Below are 19,713 nucleotides of genomic sequence, written 5' to 3'. Positions count from 1 at the left end.
CTGCGCTGCAGCTGCCCACGGGCCTGGACCTCAGCCAGCCCGGCGCGGCGGTGGCGATCGTCAAGGCCACGTCCAGCGCGACCGAGAACGACGCCAACGGCCCGGACAAGGCGATCGACGGCAACCTGGCCAGCCGCTGGTCCAGCAAACCCGACGACAAGGCCTGGATCCAGTTCGACTTCGGCGCCAAGAAGCCGATCGGCTATCTGAAGCTGGTGTGGGAGAACGCCTATGGCAAGGAATACGCGCTGCAGGTGTCCGACGACGGCGAAACCTGGTACCAGCTGCGCTACGTGGCCGGCGGCAAGGGCGGCACCGAGGAGTTCTTCAACCTGAACGCCAATGTGCGCTACCTGCGCCTGCAGGGCGTCGCGCGTGCCACGCAGTACGGCTACTCGCTGTTCGAGGTCAGCGTCGTCGCGCCGGGCAGCGACAACACGCTGCCGACGCTCACCACCTCGGCCCTGCCGGTGCCCCCGGCGGGCGCGACGGCGGTGACGCCCGCCGCACCGGCGGTGCTGGAGCAGGTGCAGTTCTCGCTGCCGGACGGCACGCTGGTGACCCGCTTCGGCTTCGTCGGTCGCTCGCGCCATGCGCGCGAGCGCGGCGAGGACTGGAACGAAGTCGGCTTCGGCCCCAACGACACGGTGGACGCCAACGGCAAGCCGCAGGACAAGGGCCCGGGCGCCTACCTCAACTTCATCTCCAACTACTTCAAGAACCGCACCTGGGGTGTGGAGTTCATCGACAACAGCCGCGTGGCCGGCGTCACCAAGCCCCGCATCATCGTCAACCAGTACTACCAGCAGGCGCAGCGCGGGGGCGGCCATTCCTTCTTCCGTCGCTTCGACGACGCCGGCGTCACCGGCTACGGCTGGATGTCGCCGGGCCGGCTGCTGGACAACACCACCTACACCGACGGCTTCAAGGACCTGACCTCCTGCCCGGTGGTCCCCAAGCCGCCCGAGGGCGCGCTGCTCAAGCCGACCAGCGGCTTCGCCGGCGTCATCGGCGCGAATGACGGCTGCTCGGTGGTGCTGGACAACGTGCCGGGTCACCAGGACGTGGCCGCCAATGCCAATGGCGTGCTGGTGCCCAACGGGGTCAACGTGCCCTCGCGCGATCTCAAGATCGGCGACGCGATCGAGTTCACCGGTTCCTTCTTCGCGAGCCGCGCGTCGATGGACGCGATCGGGGACAACGGCAATTTCCGCTACTACACCAACGAGGTGACCTATGTCGTGGGCAGCGGCCTGCGCCCCTGGTACGGCGTGCAGCCGCGCCTGCTGAACGCGCCGCTGCCGGCCGAGACGCTGCAGGGCGGCACCGGCTCCATCTCCTACGACTACGCCGACAACGCGACCTTCATGTTCCAGCAGCCCAACACGCAGATCGGGATGCAGAACATGCAGCGCTTCGTCGAGGGCCGGCGCTGGTTCCACACCAACATGTGGACCGGCGATCACAACGAGGCGGGCAACGACCGCAACACCGCCGCGGTGAAGCTGCAGGGGCCGCGCTTCAACCAGACCAACTGCTTCGGTTGCCACATCAACAACGGCCGCAGCCTGGCGCCGCAGGTGATCAACCAGCGCCTGGACACGATGGCGGTGCGCACCGCCGCGATCGGTTCGGACGGCAAGCAGCAGGCGCATCCGGTCTACGGGCTGGCGGTCCAGATGAACGCGCGCTCCCTCGCCACCGGCGCCGCTCAGGACTGGGGCAATGCGGTGCGCGTGGCCGGCTTCGACACCCGCACGGTCACCCTGGCCGACGGCACGGTCGTGACGCTGAGCAAGCCGCGGATCCGCTTCGACGGCCCGACGCCGGCGGCCTATTCGCTGCGCAGTGCGCAACCGGTGATCGGCCTGGGCCTGCTGGAGGCGATCCCCGACGCGGACATCCTGGCGCGGGTCCGCAGCACGCCGGACGAGGATGGCGTGAAGGGCCAGGCCAACCTGGTCTACGACCCGGAGACCGGCCAGGTGCGGGTGGGCCGCTACGGCTGGAAGGCGACCAAGGTCAGCCTGCGCCATCAGACGGCCAACGCGGCGCTGCTGGACATGTCGGTCACGTCGCCGATCTATCCGAACCGCGACTGCCTGGCCGGCCCGGCCCAGTGCGACAAGAAGAAGGTGGAGAAGGGCCTGAGCGAGGATGAGCTGCAGCTGATCTCGCGCTACGTCGCCCAGCTCGGCGTGCCGGCGCAGCGCAGCCTGGTCAGCGGCTTCCCGAAGGGCGTGACGCCGCTGTCCTACCTGGCGGTGGATCCGGTCAAGGTCGCGGCGGGGGCGCAGGTGTTCTCCAGCATCCGCTGCACCGCCTGCCATGTGGCCGAGATGAAGACCGGCCTGGCCAGCGAGCTGGCGGAGATGCGCAACCAGACGATCAAGCCCTACACCGACCTGCTGCTGCACGACATGGGCAGCGATCTGGCCGACAACCTGGCCGAGGACCAGGCCAGCGGCAGCCAGTGGCGCACCTCGCCGCTGTGGGGCATCGGCTATACCGAGGCGGTGGCGGGTCCCGGTGTGAAGGTGGGTTACCTGCACGACGGCCGCGCTCGCACGCTGACCGAGGCGATCGTCTGGCACGGCGGCGAAGCAGCGGCCAGCCGCCAGCGTTTCGTCAAGCTGAGCACCGCGGACCGCGAGGCTTTGCTGGCCTTCCTCAATTCGCTCTGAGGCGGGGCGGAGAATGGGCCTCCGGATCGAGTTCCTTGGAGCAGGAGACCCTGATGACGCCTTTCCGTTTGACGCTGATGGCGCTGGCGCTGGCGCTGGCCGCGGCGCCGGCGGCCTGGGCCGCCGGCCCGAGCTTCTCGTGCGCGAAGCCGGCCGGCCAGGCCGAGCGCCTGGTGTGTGAGGACGCCGAGCTCGCCCAGCTCGACCGGGAGGTCGCGCGGCTGTACGGCCTGGCGAGCACCGGCCCCCAGGCCCGGCGGCATCCGGAGTTGAAGGCGATGCAGCGCGGCTGGCTCAAGGGCCGCGATGACTGCTGGAAGCGCGATGACCCGCGGCGCTGCGTCCGCGATGAATACGCGCTGCGCATCGCCGAGCTGCGCGCGCTGCCGGACGCGCGGCGCGAGGACCGGCGCGGCATCGCGGTCGGGCCCTTGCCGCTGCGCTGCCCTACTGTCGACGGCGAGGTGACCGTCACCTTCGTCAACAGCGACCCGGGCGCCGCGGTGCTCAAGACCGCGCAGGGCAGCGTGGTGCTCGACCACCAGGTCAGCGCCTCAGGCGCGCGCTACGGCGGCCGGCTCGCCGACGGCGACTACCTCTTGTGGAACAAGGGCCGGGAGTTCCGCCTGGAACGGCCCGGCCTGCCCGCCGCGGACTGCACCGACGCCGCAGCGCGCTGAGCGCGCGCCCACGGGCACGCGCGAAGGCCGATCAGGCCGGCTTCACCAGCAGCGAGCGCGCCCAGGCGTCGGCTTCGCGGGCCGGCGTCCGGCCGCTGGCCTTGACGCGTTCCAGCAGCTCGGCGACGCGGCCGCGGATCTGGCCGACTTCGGCCATCACGGCGGATTCCTCGCCCTCGTTGCGGAACTCGCGGGCGACGCTGATGATGCCGCCGGCGTTCACCAGGTAGTCCGGCAGGTAGGTGATGCCGCGGGCCTGCAGCGCATCGCCGTCGGCCGCCGTGGCCAACTGGTTGTTGGCAGCGCCGGCGATCAGCGTGGCCTTCAGCGCCGGGATCGACTGCGCGTTCAGCGTCGCGCCCAGGGCGCACGGGGCGACCACGTCGACATCGGCGGCCAGGATCTCGGTCACGCTCACCGCAGTAGCGCCCAGCTCGGCCTGCGCGCGGGCGACCTTCTCGGCATTGACGTCGGCGACGACCAGCTTCGCGCCGGCCCGGTGCAGGTACTCGGCCAGGTGCCAGCCCACCGCGCCCAGGCCCTGCAGCGCGACGCGCACGCCCTCGAGCGACTCGCGGCCCAGCACGCGCTTGACGCCTTCGTCGATCGAGACGAACACGCCGTAGGCGGTCTTGGGGCTGGGATCGCCACCGAAGGCGCCGTCGCGCGGGATGCCCGACACGTACTGCGTGTGGGCCAGCATGCCCGTCATGTCGGCGGTGGTCGTGCCGACGTCCTCGGCGGTGATGTAGGCGCCTTGCAGCGACTGCACCGCGCGGCCGAAGGCCGCGAACAGCGCGGCGCGGTCGAAGTCGCCCTGCGGCTTGAGGATCACCGCCTTGCCGCCGCCGAACGGCAGGTTGGCCAGCGCGTTCTTCAGGCTCATGCCCTGCGACAGGCGCAGCGCGTCATTCAGCGCGGCCAGTTCGTTGTCGTAGCTCCAGAAGCGGCAGCCGCCGAAGGCCGGGCCGCGCGCGGTGCTGTGCACCGCCAGGATCGCCTTCAGGCCGGTCGCCGGATCGGCGGCCAGCAGCACGCGTTCATGCGGGGCCTGGTCGGGCAGCCCGAAGAGCGAGGAGGGGAGGGAGTCGGACGAGCCGGCGGCCAGCGCGCGGGCGATGTCGGTCAGGGCGTTCATGGGTGAACCTGCACTTGTGATGCTTGAAGGGAAACCGGCCCGTGGCGGGCCGGCGGTGTGCCCGGCGCTTGTGGCGCATTGGGGGGCGCCAGTGTAAGCGGACGCCCCCGAAGGGCCGTTGCCCGGGCCCATCGTCCCCCTCTCGGGGACGGGTGACCCCTTGGCGCGCGCCCCAGGCCCGTGATACACCTCCACTCAAATTCATGTGCGCATGACGCACGCCCAGGGAGGGCCCGTGTCCGACAACCCCGCTGACGACCGGTTCCGGTCGATCGTGGAGGCGATCCCGAATGCCATCGTCCTGGTGGATCGGGAACGCCGCATCCGGCTGGTCAACCGCAAGGCCGAGGAACTCTTCGGTTACGCGCGGGAGGACTTGCTGGGCGCCGCGGTCGAGACCCTGATCCCCGCCCGATTCCAGGCCGGCCATCCCCGCCATGTGGACGATTTCTTCGCCCGACCCGAGACACGCGCCATGGGCGCGGGCCGCGACCTCTTCGGCCGACGCAAGAACGGCGAGGAAGTGCCGATCGAGATCGGCCTGAGCCCGATCGACACCGCCGAGGGCTTGTGCACGCTGGCTGCCATCATCGACATCACCGAGCGCAAGCGCGCCCAGGAACGCTTCGAGCTGGTGGTCGAGGCCTCGCCCAGCGCGATGATCATGATCGACGCGGCGCGCCGCATCCGCCTGGTCAATCGGCGGGCCGAGGAGATGTTCGGCTACGCGCGGGCCGAGTTCCTCGGCCAGCCGATCGAGATGCTGGTCCCGGAGCGCTACCGGGCCGGCCATCCGGGCCATGTGGCGACCTTCTCCGGCCGGCCCGAGGCCCGGCCGATGGGCGCGGGGCGCGAGCTCTTCGGGCTGCGCAAGGACGGCTCGGAGATGCCGGTGGAGATCGGCCTGACGCCGATCGACGCCCCCGACGGCCATTACGTCGTCGCGTCCATCATCGACATCACCGAACGCCGCCGCAGCGAGGACGAGCTGCGTCGCAGCAATGCCGAGCTGGAGCAGTTCGCCTACGTCGCGTCGCACGACCTGCAGGAGCCGCTGCGCATGGTCGCCAACTACACCGAGCTGCTGGCCCAGCGCTATGCCGGGCAGATCGACGAGCGCGCCGACAAGTACATCCGCTACGCCTCCGACGGCGCGCGCCGCATGCAGCGGCTGGTGGCGGACCTGCTGGCGTACTCGCGGGTGGGCTCCCAGGGCAAGCCGCTGATGCCGGTGGAGGCCGACCAGGTGCTGCAGGCGGTGACGCATGCGCTGCAGCGGCTGCTGCGCGAGTCGGGCGGCATCGTCGAGAGCGACCCGCTGCCGCGGGTGCAGGCCGACGAGGGGCAACTGCACCAGCTGCTGCAGAACCTCATCGCCAATGCGATCAAGTTCCGCTCGGAGGCGCCGCCGCGGGTCAGGATCTCGGCGCGCCCGCAGGGGCACCGCTGGCTGTTCCAGGTCAGCGACAACGGCATCGGCATCGACATGCAGTACGCGCAGCGCGTGTTCCAGATGTTCCAGCGGTTGCATGAGCTGGGGCGCTACGAGGGCAGCGGCATCGGCCTGGCCATCGCCAAGCGCATCGTCGAGCGCCACGGCGGAACCATCTGGATCGACTCCGTGCCGGGCCAGGGCAGCACCGTGTCCTTCACCCTGCCGCCGGCCCGCACCGAAGGAGCCTTAGCCCCATGAGCCAACCGCTGAACATCCTGCTGATCGAGGACAACCCCGGCGACGCCGACCTGGTGGCCGAGACGCTGGAGCAGAGCCGGCTGCGCCTGGACATCGCGGTCGCGGTGGACGGCGCGCAGGCACTGGCGCGGCTGCTGCGCGAGCCGCCCTATGAGGCGGCGCCGCGGCCCGACCTGATCCTGCTCGACCTCAACCTGCCGAAGCTGGGCGGCCGGGAGGTGCTGGCCCGCATCAAGGTCGAGCCCGAGCTCCGGGAGATCCCGGTGGTGGTGCTGACCTCCTCGGACGCGGAGCACGACATCGTCAAGAGCTACCAGCTCGGCGCCAACTGCTATGTGACCAAGCCGGTGGGACTGGTGGCCTTCCAGTCCATCGTGCAGGCGATCGAGGGCTTCTGGTTCACGGTGGTGAAGCTGCCATGAGCGCACTGCCCGACGACCTGGCCACGGCGCGCCGTGCGCCGCTGCCGATCCTGCTGGTCGAGGACAACGACGGCGACGCCGACCTGATCACCGACCTGCTGGCCGAGGCCACCGCCCGGGCGCCGCGCACGGTGGTGCGCGCGACACGGCTGTCCGAGGCGGTCGCGCTGCTGGAGCGGCACCGGGTGGCGGCGGTGCTGCTCGACCTGCACCTGCCCGACGCCGCCGGCATCGAATGCGTCAGCGCCGTGCGGGCCCAGGCGCGCGACACGCCGATCGTGGTGCTCACCGGCATGGAGGACGATGCGCTGGCGATGTCCTGCATGACGGCCGGCGCGCAGGACTACCTGTCCAAGCAGGACGTGCAGGCGCGCACGCTGGTGCGGGCGATCGACTACGCCGAGGCCCGCACCCGCGAGGCCCGCGTGCGCATGCGGGCGCAGGCGCTGCGCCTGCGCAGCGCGGAACTCGAACTGGAGAACAAGCGCATCCTGGAGATCAGCCGCCACAAGGGCCGGTTGCTGGCCAACATGTCCCATGAGCTGCGCACGCCGCTGAACGCGGTGATCGGCTTCTCCCAGCTGCTGGCGGACGGCGCCACCGCGCTGCCGCCGGAGCGGGTCCGCAGCTACGCCGGCCACATCCTGTCCGGCGGCCGCCACCTGCTGGACCTGATCAACGACATCCTCGACCTGGCGCGGCTGGAGGCGGGCAGCATGGAGCTGCATCCGGCCGCGACCAACGTGGTGGACATCGTCCGCGAGGTGGTGGATGTCGTCACCGGCAGCTTCTCCGACAAGCCGCTCTCGGTGGACCTGGAGATCGACGACGAACTCGGCCTGGTCTGGACCGACGCGCTGCGCCTGCGCCAGGTGCTCTACAACTACCTCTCGAATGCGTGGAAGTTCACGCCGGAAGGCGGCCATCTGACGGTGCGGGCGGCGCCTTGCGGGGATCACCGGTTCCGCGTCGAAGTCGAGGACACCGGACCAGGCATCGCGGACGAGGACCTGGCGCGCCTGTTCACCGAGTTCACGCAGCTGCCTTCGGCGGTGCGCTCCCAGTACCGGGGCACCGGCCTGGGCCTGGCCCTGACCAAGCGCATCGTGGAGGCGCAGGGCGGCCGGGTCGGCGCGCACAGCGAGCTGGGCCGGGGCTCCACCTTCTTCGCGGAACTGCCCGACCCGGACCCGCCGGGCGGCAACGCCGGCCCCGGCGGCGCACCGGCCCCGGTGCCATGAGGCGCGCCTGGCCGGGCTTCAGCGCTCGCGCAGGCTTTCCTCGCGGTGCTGGACCAGCGGCGACAGCACGTACTCGATGACGCGGCGGCGTCCGGTGCGGATGTCCACCGAGCCCGACATGCCGGGGCTGAGCGCGACGGCCTTGCCGTCCACCTGCACGCTGGTCTGGGACAGCTCCACGGTGACCGCGAACACCAGGCCGCGCTTGTCGTCGTGGATCGCGTCGCGCGAGACATGCAGCACGCGGCCTGGCAGCGTGCCGTAGCGGGTGTAGTCGAAGGCGTCGATCTTCACCGCCACGGTGTCGCCCTCATGGACGAAGCCGGCATCGCGGTTCTCGATGAAGGCCTCGAACTGCACGCGGTCGCTGCTGGGCACGATCTGCATCAGCGCCTGCGCGGCGGGGACCGCGGCGCCGACGGTGTGCACCGCCAGTTGCTGGACCGTGCCGTCCACCGGGGAGCGCAGCTGCAGCAGCGCCCGGTGGGCGGTCGCCCGGACCACGTCCTGCGCCGCCGCCTGCGTCGTGCGCAGGGCCTCGGCGAGGCGATCCTGCGCCGACTTGCGCAGGCTGGCGCGCAGCTCCGCCTGCTGGGCACGCGCCTGGGCGAGCTGGCCTTCGATCTCGAGCCGCGCCCCCTTGCGCTGCATCCACGCATCGCGCGACACGTCGCGCGTGGCGGCGAGCGCCTCGTAGTCGCGCTCGCGATCGACCGCCAGCGGCAGAGCCGCCTCATGGCGCGCGATCTCGGCGGCCAGCCGGTCGCGGCGGGCGGCGTACTCGCTCCAGGCATCGGCCAGGAAAAGCTCGCCGGCGCGGCGCCGGTCCTCGTCGACCCCCGCCAGCGGCTCCAGGCGCGGCGCGCGACCGGAGCCCAGCGCGTCGATCAGCGCCCGGTGGACGGCCGCCTGCACGGCAGCGGTCTGGCGCTCCCCGTCCGCCTTGTCGAATTCGCTGCCGGCCTCGCGCTCGTCGAGCTCGATCAGCAATTGACCGGCGCGCACGCGCTGGTTCTCGGCGACGTGGATGGCGCGCACCGATGCGACCTGGGTCGCGGAGATGGTCTTGGTCTCGCCGGTGACGGCGATCTTGCCCTGGCCGACGGAGACGACGTCGACCTGGCTGAAGGTGGCCCAGGCCAGCGCGATCAGCACCATCCCGATCAGGCCGCGTGCGACCCATCGGCCGGCCGGGGAGACCGGGCTGGCCTGCAGGGCCAGGGCGGCGGGCAGGAACTCGGCCTCGTGGGCCTTGAGGTCGGGCGTGCCCTGCGCGGATTGCAGCCGCCACGCATGCCGCGTGACCTGCGCATAGCGGCTCAGCAGCTCGGCTGCGGCCTGGAGTCGGTGTCGGAGGCTCATGCTCGTGTCTCCCGGGAGGTGTCCCGCAGCGTCTGCTGCAGCGTGTTCAGGTGGGTGTAGATGCCGTCGGGGTTGGCGAGCAGCTCGTCGTGGGTGCCGGACTCGGCCACCTCGCCGCGCTCCATGACCACGATGCGGTGGGCATCGCGGACCGCCGACAGGCGGTGCGCGATGATCAGCACCGTGCGCCCCTGGCAGATCGAGCGCATGTTGTCCTGGATGACTTTCTCGGACTCGTAGTCCAGCGCGCTGGTGGCCTCGTCGAAGATCAGGATGCGCGGATCGCCGACCAGCGCGCGCGCGATCGCGATGCGCTGGCGTTGACCGCCGGAGAGGCCGGTGCCGCTCTCGCCGACGATGGTGTCGTAGCCGTCGGCGAGCTCGCAGATGAACTCATGGGCGCCGGCCAGCTTCGCGGCCTGGATGACGGCCTCGATGGGCAGCGTCGGATCGGACAGCGCGATGTTGTCGCGGATGGAGCGGTTGAACAGCACGTTGTCCTGCAGCACCACGCCGACCTGCTGGCGCAGCGACGCGGTGTCGATGACGGCGATGTCCTGGCCGTCGATCAGCACGCGGCCTCGGTTGGGCACATACAGGCGCTGGACCAGGCGGGTCAGCGTGCTCTTGCCGGAGCCGGAGCGGCCGACGATGCCGATGACCTGTCCCGGCTCGATCGTCAGCTTCACGCCGCGCAGCACGTCGGACGCGTCGGGACGGTAGCGGAAGGCGACGTTGTCGAACTCGATCGCGCCGGCGAGCCGCGGCAGACGGGTCTTCTGACCGGCGACCTCAGGGCGCGCGTTGAGCACGTCGCCCAGTCGCGCGACCGAGATGCCGACCTGCTGGAAGTCGTTCCATAGCTGCGCCAGCCGCAGGATGGGACTCGACACCTGTCCGGCCAGCATGTTGAAGGCGACCAGCTCGCCGACGCTCAGCTTCTGGTCGATGACCAGCAGCGCGCCGACCCACATGATGGCGGCGGTGACCAGCTTGCTGATGAGCGTGATCGCCGCGTTGGCGACGGTGGCGATGTTGGTCACCGACTGGCCGGCGGTGACGTAGCCGGCCAGCTGCTTCTCCCACTTCTGGATCCAGCGCGGCTCGACGGCCATGGCCTTGACGGTGTCGATGCCGCTGATCGTCTCGACCAGGAAGGACTGGTTCTCGGCACCCTTGTTGAACTTGGTGTCCAGCCGCGCGCGCAGCACTGGCGTCAGCACGACCGAGACCACCAGGTACAGCGGAATCGACAGCGCCACGATCAGCGTCAGCGCCGGGCTGTACCAGAGCATCACGCCGAAGAACACGACCGAGAACAGCAGGTCCAGCACCAGCGTCAGCGCGTTGCCGGTCAGGAAGGAGCGGATGTTCTCCAGCTCGCGGATGCGGGCGACCGAGTCGCCGACGCGGCGCGCGTGGAAGTAGGACAGCGGCAGCGCCACGAGGTGGCGGAAGAGGCGCGCGCCGAGCTCGACATCGAGCTTGTTGCTGGTGTGCGAGAAGACCCAGGAGCGGATCCCGGTGAGCACGACCTCGAAGACGGTGGCGCAGATGAGGCCGACGGCGACCACGTTGAGGGTGCTCATCGCGTGGTTGACCAGGACCTTGTCCATCACGACCTGGAAGAATATCGGCGTGACCAGCGCGATCAGCTGGATGAACAGCGAGATCAGCAGCACCTCGCCGAGGATGCGGCGGTAGCGGACGATCGCCGGAATGAACCAGGTGAAGTCGAACTTGGCCATCTCGCCGGCGAAGCTCGCCTTGCTGGTGAACAGCATCAGCGTGCCGGTCCAGAGATCGGTGAAGGCGTCCAGGGCCAGGACCTGCGGCGCTTCGCCGGGGTACTGCATCAGCACCTGGAGCGGCTGGTCCGGCACCTGGCGGCACTGGGCCAGGATGAAGGGGCGGCCGGTGTGGTCGCGTCCGATGGCGGGCAGCGGCGCCTTCTGCAGGCGGTCCGCGGGCTGGCGGACCAGCTTGGCCGCCAGGCCCAGCGTCCGGGCCGCCAATTGCAGCGTCTGCTCGTCGAGGAACTCGCCGCCGAACTGGTGGCGGATCTGCGCTTCGTCGGCGGAGAGGCCGTGCAGCGCGGCGATCGACAGCAGGCATTGCAGCGCGGGATCGGCGGCCGGCGGGGCCGTGGTGGCGGCGCTGGTGGCTGAGGAGGCCCTGGCGGTGGCGGGGCAGGCCGGCGGCGCGGTGGCCGCGACGGCATCGTCGAGGGTGCAGTCCATGTTGGGGTCCGGTGAGGGTTTGGGGGAGCCCGGGCGGCCGAGGCCGCCCGGGAGGCGTCAGCGGGTGGGACGCGCGTCAAGGTCGATGCGAGGCGGTGTCATCGCGGGACCGCCAGGTCGAGCCCGGTGGTGACCGGCTTGTCGTCGAGCTTGCCGGTCGTCATCGCGCCGGTGGGCGCTCCGAAGCCGGCCATGGCTTCCACCAGGCTGGCCGCGTCCAGCAGCGGTTGCGACGGTCGCGCGGCCGGGACCTCGGCCGCCGTGAGCTCCGCGACCGCGGGTGCCGCGAGCGTCGTCGGCCGCGCCTCGCCGGCCGCGACGGGGGCCTGCTGCTGGGTCGTTGCCCCGGCGCCGTCCAGGAACTTGGTGACGACGAAGTAGCCGCTGCCGTCCATCGCGTCGAGCTCCTGGGCGGACAGCTCGAACACCAGGTCCGAACTCCACGGGTTGCGGAAGATCATCTTGCCGTTGGCCTCGTTGATGCCGATGACCGAGAAGGCATGCCCGCCGACCAGATTGGTCTTGCCGTCCGCCCCGGTGGAATTTCTCCACGACGAGTAGTTCACCATGCCGGACCGCGACTTCAGCGTGGCGGCGATGTCGTCGTAGGCCGCGGCCCCGGTGTCGTAGTCCCGGGTGAAGTTGCCCACGAGCGCCCGGTGGGCGCGACTGTCGTAGTTGCCTCCCAGGACGGCGCTGTACGCGTTGGCGGTCTGGGTGAAGCCGCTCTTGACCAGCTGGCCACCGGCGACCGCTTCCACCAGGGCGCTCTCGAGCAGCCGCTGCCAGCTTCCCGCGCCGATGCCGGCGCCACGGGTCGAGGTGCGGCCATCGACGGTGAGGAAGACCGGGTTGTTCAGGCCGCCGTCATAGAACTTCACCGCGTAGGTGCCGTTGCCGTTGGCACCGATCAGCCCGGACAGCCGATCGGGGTCGTTGGCCGCCAGCGATTCCAGCGATGCCATGAACCAGCAGTTGCCCCAGCTGCCCTGGTCGACACCCAGGGCCGCCTGCTCGATGCTGCCGTTGAAGAGCGCCATGTCCGACAGGTTGACGTAGGAGTCGCTCACCGGCTCATTGGTGCCGAGGAACCACTTGCCCACCGAGGCGCTGAACGCATCCGCGCTCATGCCGGCCGCCAGGCCTTCCTTGTCGATCATGCTGGTCAGCAGCGACGAGACATAGGTCTGCCCGCCGTTGACCGCCTTGGCGCCGGACAGCATGCCGTTGATCGCGGCGAACTGGTCGACCGAGAGGCCGTCGGCGCCGATGCTGTCCTTCATGCCGGTGAGCATGGCCAGCACCGAGTCATAGCTGATCGACGCATCGCGCGAGGCCGCCGCGATGTAGCCGGCATGGATCGTGTCGGCCTTGCCGAGCGCGATCGCCCGCCGCGTGGCGTCGAGGCCTTGCAGCGCCGCCAGCGACATCTGGTTGATGCCGTCGGCCGGGATGGCGGCGAAGGCCTCCACCGACAGCGCATTCAGCCAGCGGGCGCTGACCGTGTCCAGGTCGGTGACCCGGCCCAGTTGGTCGGGCCGGATGCCGGCCACGGCGGACTCGGGGATCCAGCCGACATTGGCCACGGCGGCGAACTGCTCCGCGGACCAGGCCGCGACCGCCCCGGCGGTGAGACCGCGCAGCGCGGCGGCGTTGAACTGGCCGAAAGCGCTCAGCGGGACCGCGGGCCAGGCGTTGGCCGACAGTGCCCCGAGCCAGGTCGGATTCAGCTTGCTCCATGCCCCGGCGGGGACGGCACTGACCTGGTCGGCGGTCAGCGCGGCCACCGCGGCGGGGGACAGCGATTCAACACCGGGGAGGGTCGAGATCCGGGCGGGCGACAAGGTGGCGATCATGTCCGGCCGCAGGCCCGAGGCACCGGCGGCGGACAGCCGGGTGACGTCGAGCGCCGCGAACTGGTCCAGGGTCAATGCGCCGATGGTGGCGGCCGTCAGCTGCGGGATGGAGCCGGTGTACATCGTCTTGATGCCCCCGGGCGGCACGGCGGCCAGGGCCTCGGGGCTCAATGCGTTGAACCAGGATCCCCACATCGCGGCAAAGGGCACGGTGATCGCGCGGACCTGGTCGGGCGTGAGCGCATGGACCGCCGTCGGATCCAGCTCATGGATGCGGGCGATGCGCGCGATCTGGTCAGGCGCCAGTCCGCGGATCACCTCCGCCGTCAGGCCGGCGGCCCCCGCCGTCGTCATCGACGGCAGGTTGCCGATCGCGGCCACCTGGGTCGCATTCAGGCCGCGCACCGTGGCCGCGTTCAAACCGGCGACGGCGGCGGTGGACAACTGCGCCAACCCGGTCAGCGGCAGCGCGGCCACCGCCGCTGGCGACAAGGCGTTGAGCCAGGCGGCGCCGACGGCGTTCCAGCCGCAGCGGATGCCGGCCACCTGCTCGGCGGTCAGCAGCGCGACCGCGGTCACCGGCAGCATCTCCGGATTGCGCAGGGCGGCGACCTGCGCGGGGGACAGGGCGGCCACCGTCTCCGGCAGCAGCGACTGCACCGTGGTGCCGGGCAGGAGGCTGAAGCCGCCGGCCGGCAGCGAGGCGAGCTGTGCCGGCGACATGCCGTTCAGCACCGTGGCCGACATCGTCGACCAGTCGATCGTGCTTGCGGTGCCCAGCGCCGCGCTGCGCACTCCTGCGGCCGCGGCCGACAGCGACGACGCGAAGGGAATCGCCGTCAACTGGTCGACGGACATGGCGGAGACCTGGGTGGCTGTCAGTCCGGCGACCGCCGTGGCGGAGAGCGAGGCGAACGCCGACGGACGCAGCGCGGCGATGGCCTGAGGCGTCAGCGCCGCGAGCCAGGCCGCGGAGGCGCCGGTCAGGTTGGTCAGCGCGCTCAGCTGGGTGATGTTCAGCGCCGCGACGGCGGTGCCGGACAGCTTGCCCACGTTCTGCAGCACGGAGAGTTGCTCCGGCGACAGGGCGCGGACCTTGTCCGCCGTCAGTCCCGCCACGGCCGAGGCGCTGAACTGCGCCACGTTGGCCGGCGGGATCGCGGCGAAGGTCTCCAGGGGCAGGCTGTTCAGCCAGGCCGCGGACATCCAGGACCAACCGATCGCCAGGTTCTGCACCTGCGGCGCGGACAGGCGGCTGGCCGCGGCCGGGGTGATCCAGTCCGGATTGGAGATTGCGGACACCTGCGCCGGCGTCATCGAAGCGATCGTGGCAGCCGTCAGCTCCTTGACCGTGGCGGCGGTCAACTGCTTGATCGCGGTCCGGGGCAGGGCGGCGAGCGCGGCCGGCGTCAGCGCGTTGATCCATGCGCCCGAGGTGCTGCCCAGGCTCTGCGTGATCGCGGCGGTCTGCGCCGGGCTCAGCGCCGCCACGGCGGTCGACGACAGCGTGGCGAACCCGGGCAGGACGGCGAACTGCTGTGGCGTGAGCGCGCGAACGGTGTCGGCAGTCAGGGCCGGTGCGATGCCGGGCGACAGCTTGGCCAGGCAGGTGGCCGGGATGCTGGCGATCGATGCGGGCGGCTGCGCGTTCAGCCAGTTGGCGTCCAGGGTGTTCCAAGCGATCGGCAGCGCGGCGAACCGGGCCGCGTCCAGGCTTCCGAGCACCGCCGGGGCGAGTTGCTCGGCGTGCGGCAGGACGGCCAGCTGCTGCGGGCTCAGCGCCGCGACCGTGGCGGCCGAGAGGCCCTGCACCGTCGTGTCGCGCAGCTGGGCGATTCCTGCCGGCGCGACCAGCGCGATCGCCGCCGGCCGCAGCGCGTTCATCGCTTCCGCGGTGATGGCTGACCAGTCGGGCGGCGCCATCAGCAGCGCTCGCACGGCGGCTGCGTCGGCGCTCAGTGCGGCGGGCGAAGCGAAGGCCGTCAGCTGTTGAGCGCTCAGCGCCTGGATCGTCATCACCGTCAGTTGGGACACGGTCGTCGCGTTCAGCGCGGCGATCGCCGAGACCGGCAGCGCCGCCACCGCCTCGCGGGACAGCGCGTTGATCCAGCTGGCTGGCGCGCCACGCCAGTCGATCGGCAGGCCGGCGATGCGGGCGGCATTCAGGCCTGCGAGGGTGGCGCCGCTGAGCTGCGCGACCTGAGCCGGCGACAGCGCCGCGGCGGCCTGCGGCGACAGGGCGTTCACCCAGTCGGCACCGACGCCGGAGACCTTGCCGATGGCGGCGATCTGCGCCGGCGACAGCGCGGCGGCGGCGGTGGCCGACAGCGCGCCGATCGTGGCGATCGCGCCCACCTGTTCGGGCGAGAGCGCCGCGACGGTATCGGCATCGAGTCCTCGCACCGACCCGGCCGAGAGCCGGGCCATCGCGGACGGCGGCAGGCCGGGCAGTGCATCGTGCGGCAGCGCATCGAGCCAGTCGGCGTACACGGTGTTCAGGCGGGAGGACAGCGCGCCGACCTGCGCGGCGCTCAGCACCGCCACCGCATCCAGGGACAGCAGGCCGATCGACGGCAGCACCGCGATCTGGTCAGGCGTCATCCGGCCCACCTTGTCCGCGGTCAGCGTCGGGACGACGGCGGAGGACAAGGCCTTGATGCCGGTGGGCGGGATGGCCGCGAAGGCCTCGGACGTCAATGCGGCGATCCAGTTGGCCGACATCGCCGAGTAGGACGTGGTGATCGCGCGCACCTGCTCCGGCGTGAGGGCGCCGACGGCCGCGGGGCTCAGCGCCTGGATGCGGGTCAGGCGAGCGATCTGCGCGGGCGCCAGCCCGCGGACCGCCTCCGCGGAGATGCCGCTCATGCCGAGCGCCGAGAGGGCCGGCAGGTTGCCGATGGCGGCGATCTGGTGGGCGTTCAGCGCGCTGACCGTCGCGGCCGTCAGGCCGCCCACCGCGCTGCTCGACAGCAGGGCCAGGCCGGACGTGGGCAGGGCAGCCGCCGCGGACGGCGACAAGGCGTTGAGCCACTTGGCATCGACCGCGCCCCAGCCGGCCTGGAGGCCGGCCACCTGCTCGGCGCTCAGGGCGGCGACCGCATCCAGCGGCAGCAGTTCGGGGTTGCGCAGGGCGGCGATCTGGGCGGGAGACAGCGCGGCGACCGTGGCCGGCAACAGCGACTGGACCGTCGTCGTCGGCAGGCGACTGAAGCCGCCCGCCGGCAGCAGCGCCAGGCTGGCCGCCGACATGCCGTTCAGCGTCTCGGCCGTCATCGTCGACCAATCGAGCGAGGCATTGGCGCCGAGCACCGCATTGCGGACCTCGGCCGCGGCCGCTGACAGCGACGACGGGGAGGCCAGCGCCGCCAGTTGGTCGACCGACATGGCCGACACCTGAGCCGCCGTCAGTGCCGCCACCGTCGTCGCGGACAGCGTGGCCAGGGCATACGGACGCAGCGCGGCGAAGGCCTGAGGGGACAGGGCCGCCAGCCAGGCGGCCGACACGCTGCTCAGCTTGGGAATGGCGCCGACCTGGGCCGCGCTCAGCACGGCGACCCGGGCGAGATTGAGGCTCTGTGGATTCACCGTGGCCATGCCGGCCAGCGGAATGGCCGCGACCGCTTCCAGCGTCAACGCGTTCAGCCAGGTGGGCGACATCGAGCTCCAGCTGGTGGTGATCGCCTGGATCTGCGCCGGCGTCAACTGGGCGGCGGACGCGGCGGGCAGGTAGTCGATGCGCTTGATCTGGCCGATCTGGCGCGGCGTCATCAGCGAGATCGCCTCGGGCCTCAGGGCTTGTGTCTGGCTGGTGGACAGCGCGTCCAGCGAGCTGATGGCCGCCTGCTGGGCGCCGGACATGGCGCTCAGCGTGGTCTTGGTCAGCCCCTGGATCGTGGCGCGCGACAGCTTGGCGATGTCGGTCGGCGCGATGGCGGCGATCGCCGTGGCCGTCATCGCGTTCACCGCGTCGGCGCTGAGGGTCGACCAGTCCACCGGCGGCGTGAGGGCGGCGTCGCGGAAGGCACTGGCCTGCGGCGACAGCAGTTCCGGATGCGGCAGCGCGGCCAGTTGCGCCAGGCTCATCGCGGACAGCGTCTCGACGCTCAGCGCGGAGAGGGCGGACGACGGGATCGCGGTGACCGACAGGGAGGCGACCACCGCAGGCGACAGCGCGTTCACCCAGGAAGCGCTGACCCGGGTCCAGTCCACCGTCAAGGCGGCGAACCGCTCGACGGACAGCGTGCCCATCGCGGCGGGTGACAGCAGGTCGGGGCGCGTGATCGCCTTCAGTTGATCCACGCTCATCGCGACGACGGTCGCCGCGGACAGGCCCTCCAGCGTCGTCGCGGACAGCTTGGCGAGATCGGTCGCGCCGATGGCGGCGATCGCAGAGGCGGACATCGCGTTGATCGCGTCGGCGCCGAGGGTCGACCAGTCCACCGGCGGGGTCAGCACGGCGTCGCGGGCCGCGGCGGCTTCCGGGGACAGCAGGCTCGGCGACGGGATGGCGGCCAGCTGGTCCCTGCTCATCGACGCGAGGGTCGCGGCGCTCAGCCCCGGCAGGGACGCCGCGGCCAGCGTGGCGATCTGATCGATCGTCAGCGACGCCAGCGCGTCGCGCGACAGCGCGTTGATCCAGGCCGAACCGCAGGCGGACAGGCTGGTCAGCGTGCCGACCTGCGCCGGGCTCAGCACGGCGACCGCAGCGGCTGACAGCGACGGGATCGCGGGCAGAGCCGCGAATTGCGCGGGTGTCATCGCCTGGATCGCGGCGGGGCTCAGGCCGGCCACGCCGACGACCGACAGCGTCGCGATGGCGCCCGGCTGCAGGGCGACGAAGGCCGCCGGGCTCAGCCCGTTGAGCCAGGCGGGCGTCGCGCTGGCCAGGCCGGTGATCGCGCGGGTCTGGGTCGGCGTCAGCGCCGCCACGGCGGCGGCGGTCAGCGTGCCGATCGCCGGGAGTACGGCGATCTGCGCGGGCGTCATCCGGCTGACGGTGTCGGCGGTCAGCTGGGGTGCCATCGAGGCGCTCAGGCCCTTGATCACGCTGGCGGGGATCGCTGCCAGCGCGTCGGCCTTCAGGGCGTTGAGGCCCATCACGTTCCACTCCCAGGCCGCGAAGCTCGGCGTCTGGATCGGCGTGAGGGCGGCGATGGCCGCCTGGGACAGGTACCTGGCGTAATCCAGGACCTTGATCTGTGCCGGCGTCAGCGCGGCCGCCGAGGCCGGGGTCAGGCGGGCGATCTGCGCGGCGGGCAGCGGCTCGAGGATCGCCGGCGGGATGGCGGCGATGGCCTGTGGCGACAGCGCGTTGATCCAGTCAGCGCTCCAGGTGTTCATCTTGACGGTCAGCGCGGCGGCTTGCGCCGGGCTGATGACCGCGACGGCCGCGAGCGACAGCGTCTGGACCGCGGGCAGGGCCGCGAATTGCGCAGGCGTCAGCGACTGCACCGCGGCGGCGCTCAAGGACGGGATGGCCGACGACGGCAGCGCGCCGATCCAGCTCGCGCTGAAGGCGGCAAGGCTGCTCAGGGTGGCCACCTGCGCCGCGCTCAACGCGGCGACGGCGGCAACGCTCAGCGATTGCGGCGATTTCAACTGCGTGAACTGTTGCGCGCTCATGGCCGACACGGCGGCCGGCGACAGACCGGAGGTGGCCTCGGCGGACAGCAGCGCGAAGCGGGCGAACGCGGCCGCCTGGGGCCCGGTGAGGGCGCTCGCGGTGGCGGCGGTGAGGCCCTGGATGACGGTGTCCTTCACCATGTTCAGCAACGACGGCTGAAGGGCAGCGAAGGCCGGCGGGGTCAACGCGTTCAACCAATCGGCGGTGACGTTGGGGTACCAGATCCCGAGCTGGGCGACCTGAGCGGCCGACAGCGCATGGACGGCGTCGAGCGAGAGGACTTCCGGGAACAGCCCTGCCGTCTGTTCCGGCGTCATGACGCGGATGGCTTCAGCGCCCAGGCCCTTCATGCCGTTGGTCGACAGGCACCGGACGGCCAGGGGACTCAAGCCTGTGACGGCCTGCGGCGACAGCGCCTGGATCCAGGCGGTCGACATGTTCGCCCAGGCGTTGGACGGTATCTGGGCTACTTGCGCGGCGCTCAACGCGGCGACCGCCGAGGTCGACAGCGAATGCGGCGACGTGAGCGCGCCCACCGCCGCGGGCGACAGCACGGCCACCTGCGCGGCGGTCAACGCACCGATCTGCGCCGCGCTCAGCCAGGCAGCATGGGTGGCGTCGAGCGACGCGATCTCCGCGGGAGTCAACTGCGCCATCTGCGCCGCCGTCAGGGCGGCGATCTGGGCTTGGGTCAGGGTGTTCAGGTCGGTCATGGTGTTTACGAGCTCGATCGCTCGGGGGTTGGAGAAGGAAAGGGCGAAAGGGCGGCAGGCC

Annotated in this window: 9 protein-coding genes; 5 read left to right on the top strand and 4 right to left on the bottom strand. The window is 71.3% G+C overall.

The genetic code is table 11. From position 1 onward, the window contains the following. Positions 1–2,684 (top strand): di-heme oxidoredictase family protein (locus CS062_RS15815; protein ID WP_199174257.1); only part of this gene is annotated, 2,684 nt, incomplete at its 5' end. Positions 2,685–2,737: 53 nt separating this feature from the next. Then, positions 2,738–3,364, top strand: a complete 627-nt coding sequence (locus CS062_RS15810; protein WP_143742366.1) for an MliC family protein — start codon at positions 2,738–2,740, stop codon at positions 3,362–3,364. Positions 3,365–3,395: 31 nt separating this feature from the next. On the opposite strand, the gene CS062_RS15805 is transcribed toward CS062_RS15810, so the two are convergent. After that, positions 3,396–4,502 carry a Leu/Phe/Val dehydrogenase gene (locus CS062_RS15805; protein ID WP_099862560.1) on the bottom strand — a complete coding sequence of 369 codons (1,107 nt, stop codon included), beginning with the start codon at positions 4,500–4,502 and terminating at the stop codon, positions 3,396–3,398. 235 nt (positions 4,503–4,737) lie between these two features. Here CS062_RS15805 and CS062_RS15800 point away from each other — a divergent pair, with 235 nt between their 5' ends. The 3 genes from CS062_RS15800 to CS062_RS15790 are packed head-to-tail and all read left to right on the top strand — an operon-like array spanning position 4,738 to position 7,858. Continuing rightward, positions 4,738–6,195, top strand: coding sequence for a sensor histidine kinase (locus CS062_RS15800; RefSeq protein ID WP_233218087.1), 1,458 nt, complete (start codon positions 4,738–4,740; stop codon positions 6,193–6,195). Next, a complete protein-coding gene (locus tag CS062_RS15795; RefSeq protein WP_099862558.1) occupies positions 6,192–6,617 on the top strand; it encodes a response regulator in 426 nt (141 codons plus the stop codon). Before CS062_RS15800 ends, CS062_RS15795 begins: the two co-directional genes overlap by 4 nt. Further along, positions 6,614–7,858, top strand: coding sequence for a hybrid sensor histidine kinase/response regulator (locus CS062_RS15790; RefSeq protein WP_099862557.1), 1,245 nt, complete (start codon positions 6,614–6,616; stop codon positions 7,856–7,858). Before CS062_RS15795 ends, CS062_RS15790 begins: the two co-directional genes overlap by 4 nt. Positions 7,859–7,876: 18 nt before the next feature. Here the strand turns inward: CS062_RS15790 and CS062_RS15785 are convergent, their stop codons facing one another. The 3 genes from CS062_RS15785 to CS062_RS15775 form a co-directional block, all read right to left on the bottom strand. Further along, entirely contained in the window at positions 7,877–9,220 is a 1,344-nt protein-coding gene (locus CS062_RS15785) for an HlyD family type I secretion periplasmic adaptor subunit (protein ID WP_099862556.1), read from the bottom strand. Beyond that, positions 9,217–11,460, bottom strand: coding sequence for a type I secretion system permease/ATPase (locus tag CS062_RS15780; RefSeq protein ID WP_099862555.1), 2,244 nt, complete (start codon positions 11,458–11,460; stop codon positions 9,217–9,219). The genes CS062_RS15785 and CS062_RS15780 overlap by 4 nt, the downstream gene beginning before the upstream one ends. 98 nt (positions 11,461–11,558) lie before the next feature. Next, the gene (locus CS062_RS15775; RefSeq protein WP_099862554.1) at positions 11,559–19,652 is read right to left on the bottom strand and encodes a C2 family cysteine protease; all 8,094 of its coding nucleotides are present in this window, start codon (positions 19,650–19,652) and stop codon (positions 11,559–11,561) included. Positions 19,653–19,713 lie beyond the last annotated feature (61 nt).

Origin of the sequence: Roseateles chitinivorans (genome assembly GCF_002761755.1) — a bacterium.
In the GTDB taxonomy this organism is placed as follows: Bacteria; Pseudomonadota; Gammaproteobacteria; order Burkholderiales; family Burkholderiaceae_C; genus Roseateles; species Roseateles chitinivorans.
Note: the sequence above shows the minus strand (reverse complement) of the source record. Positions and strands in the feature narration are given on the sequence as shown.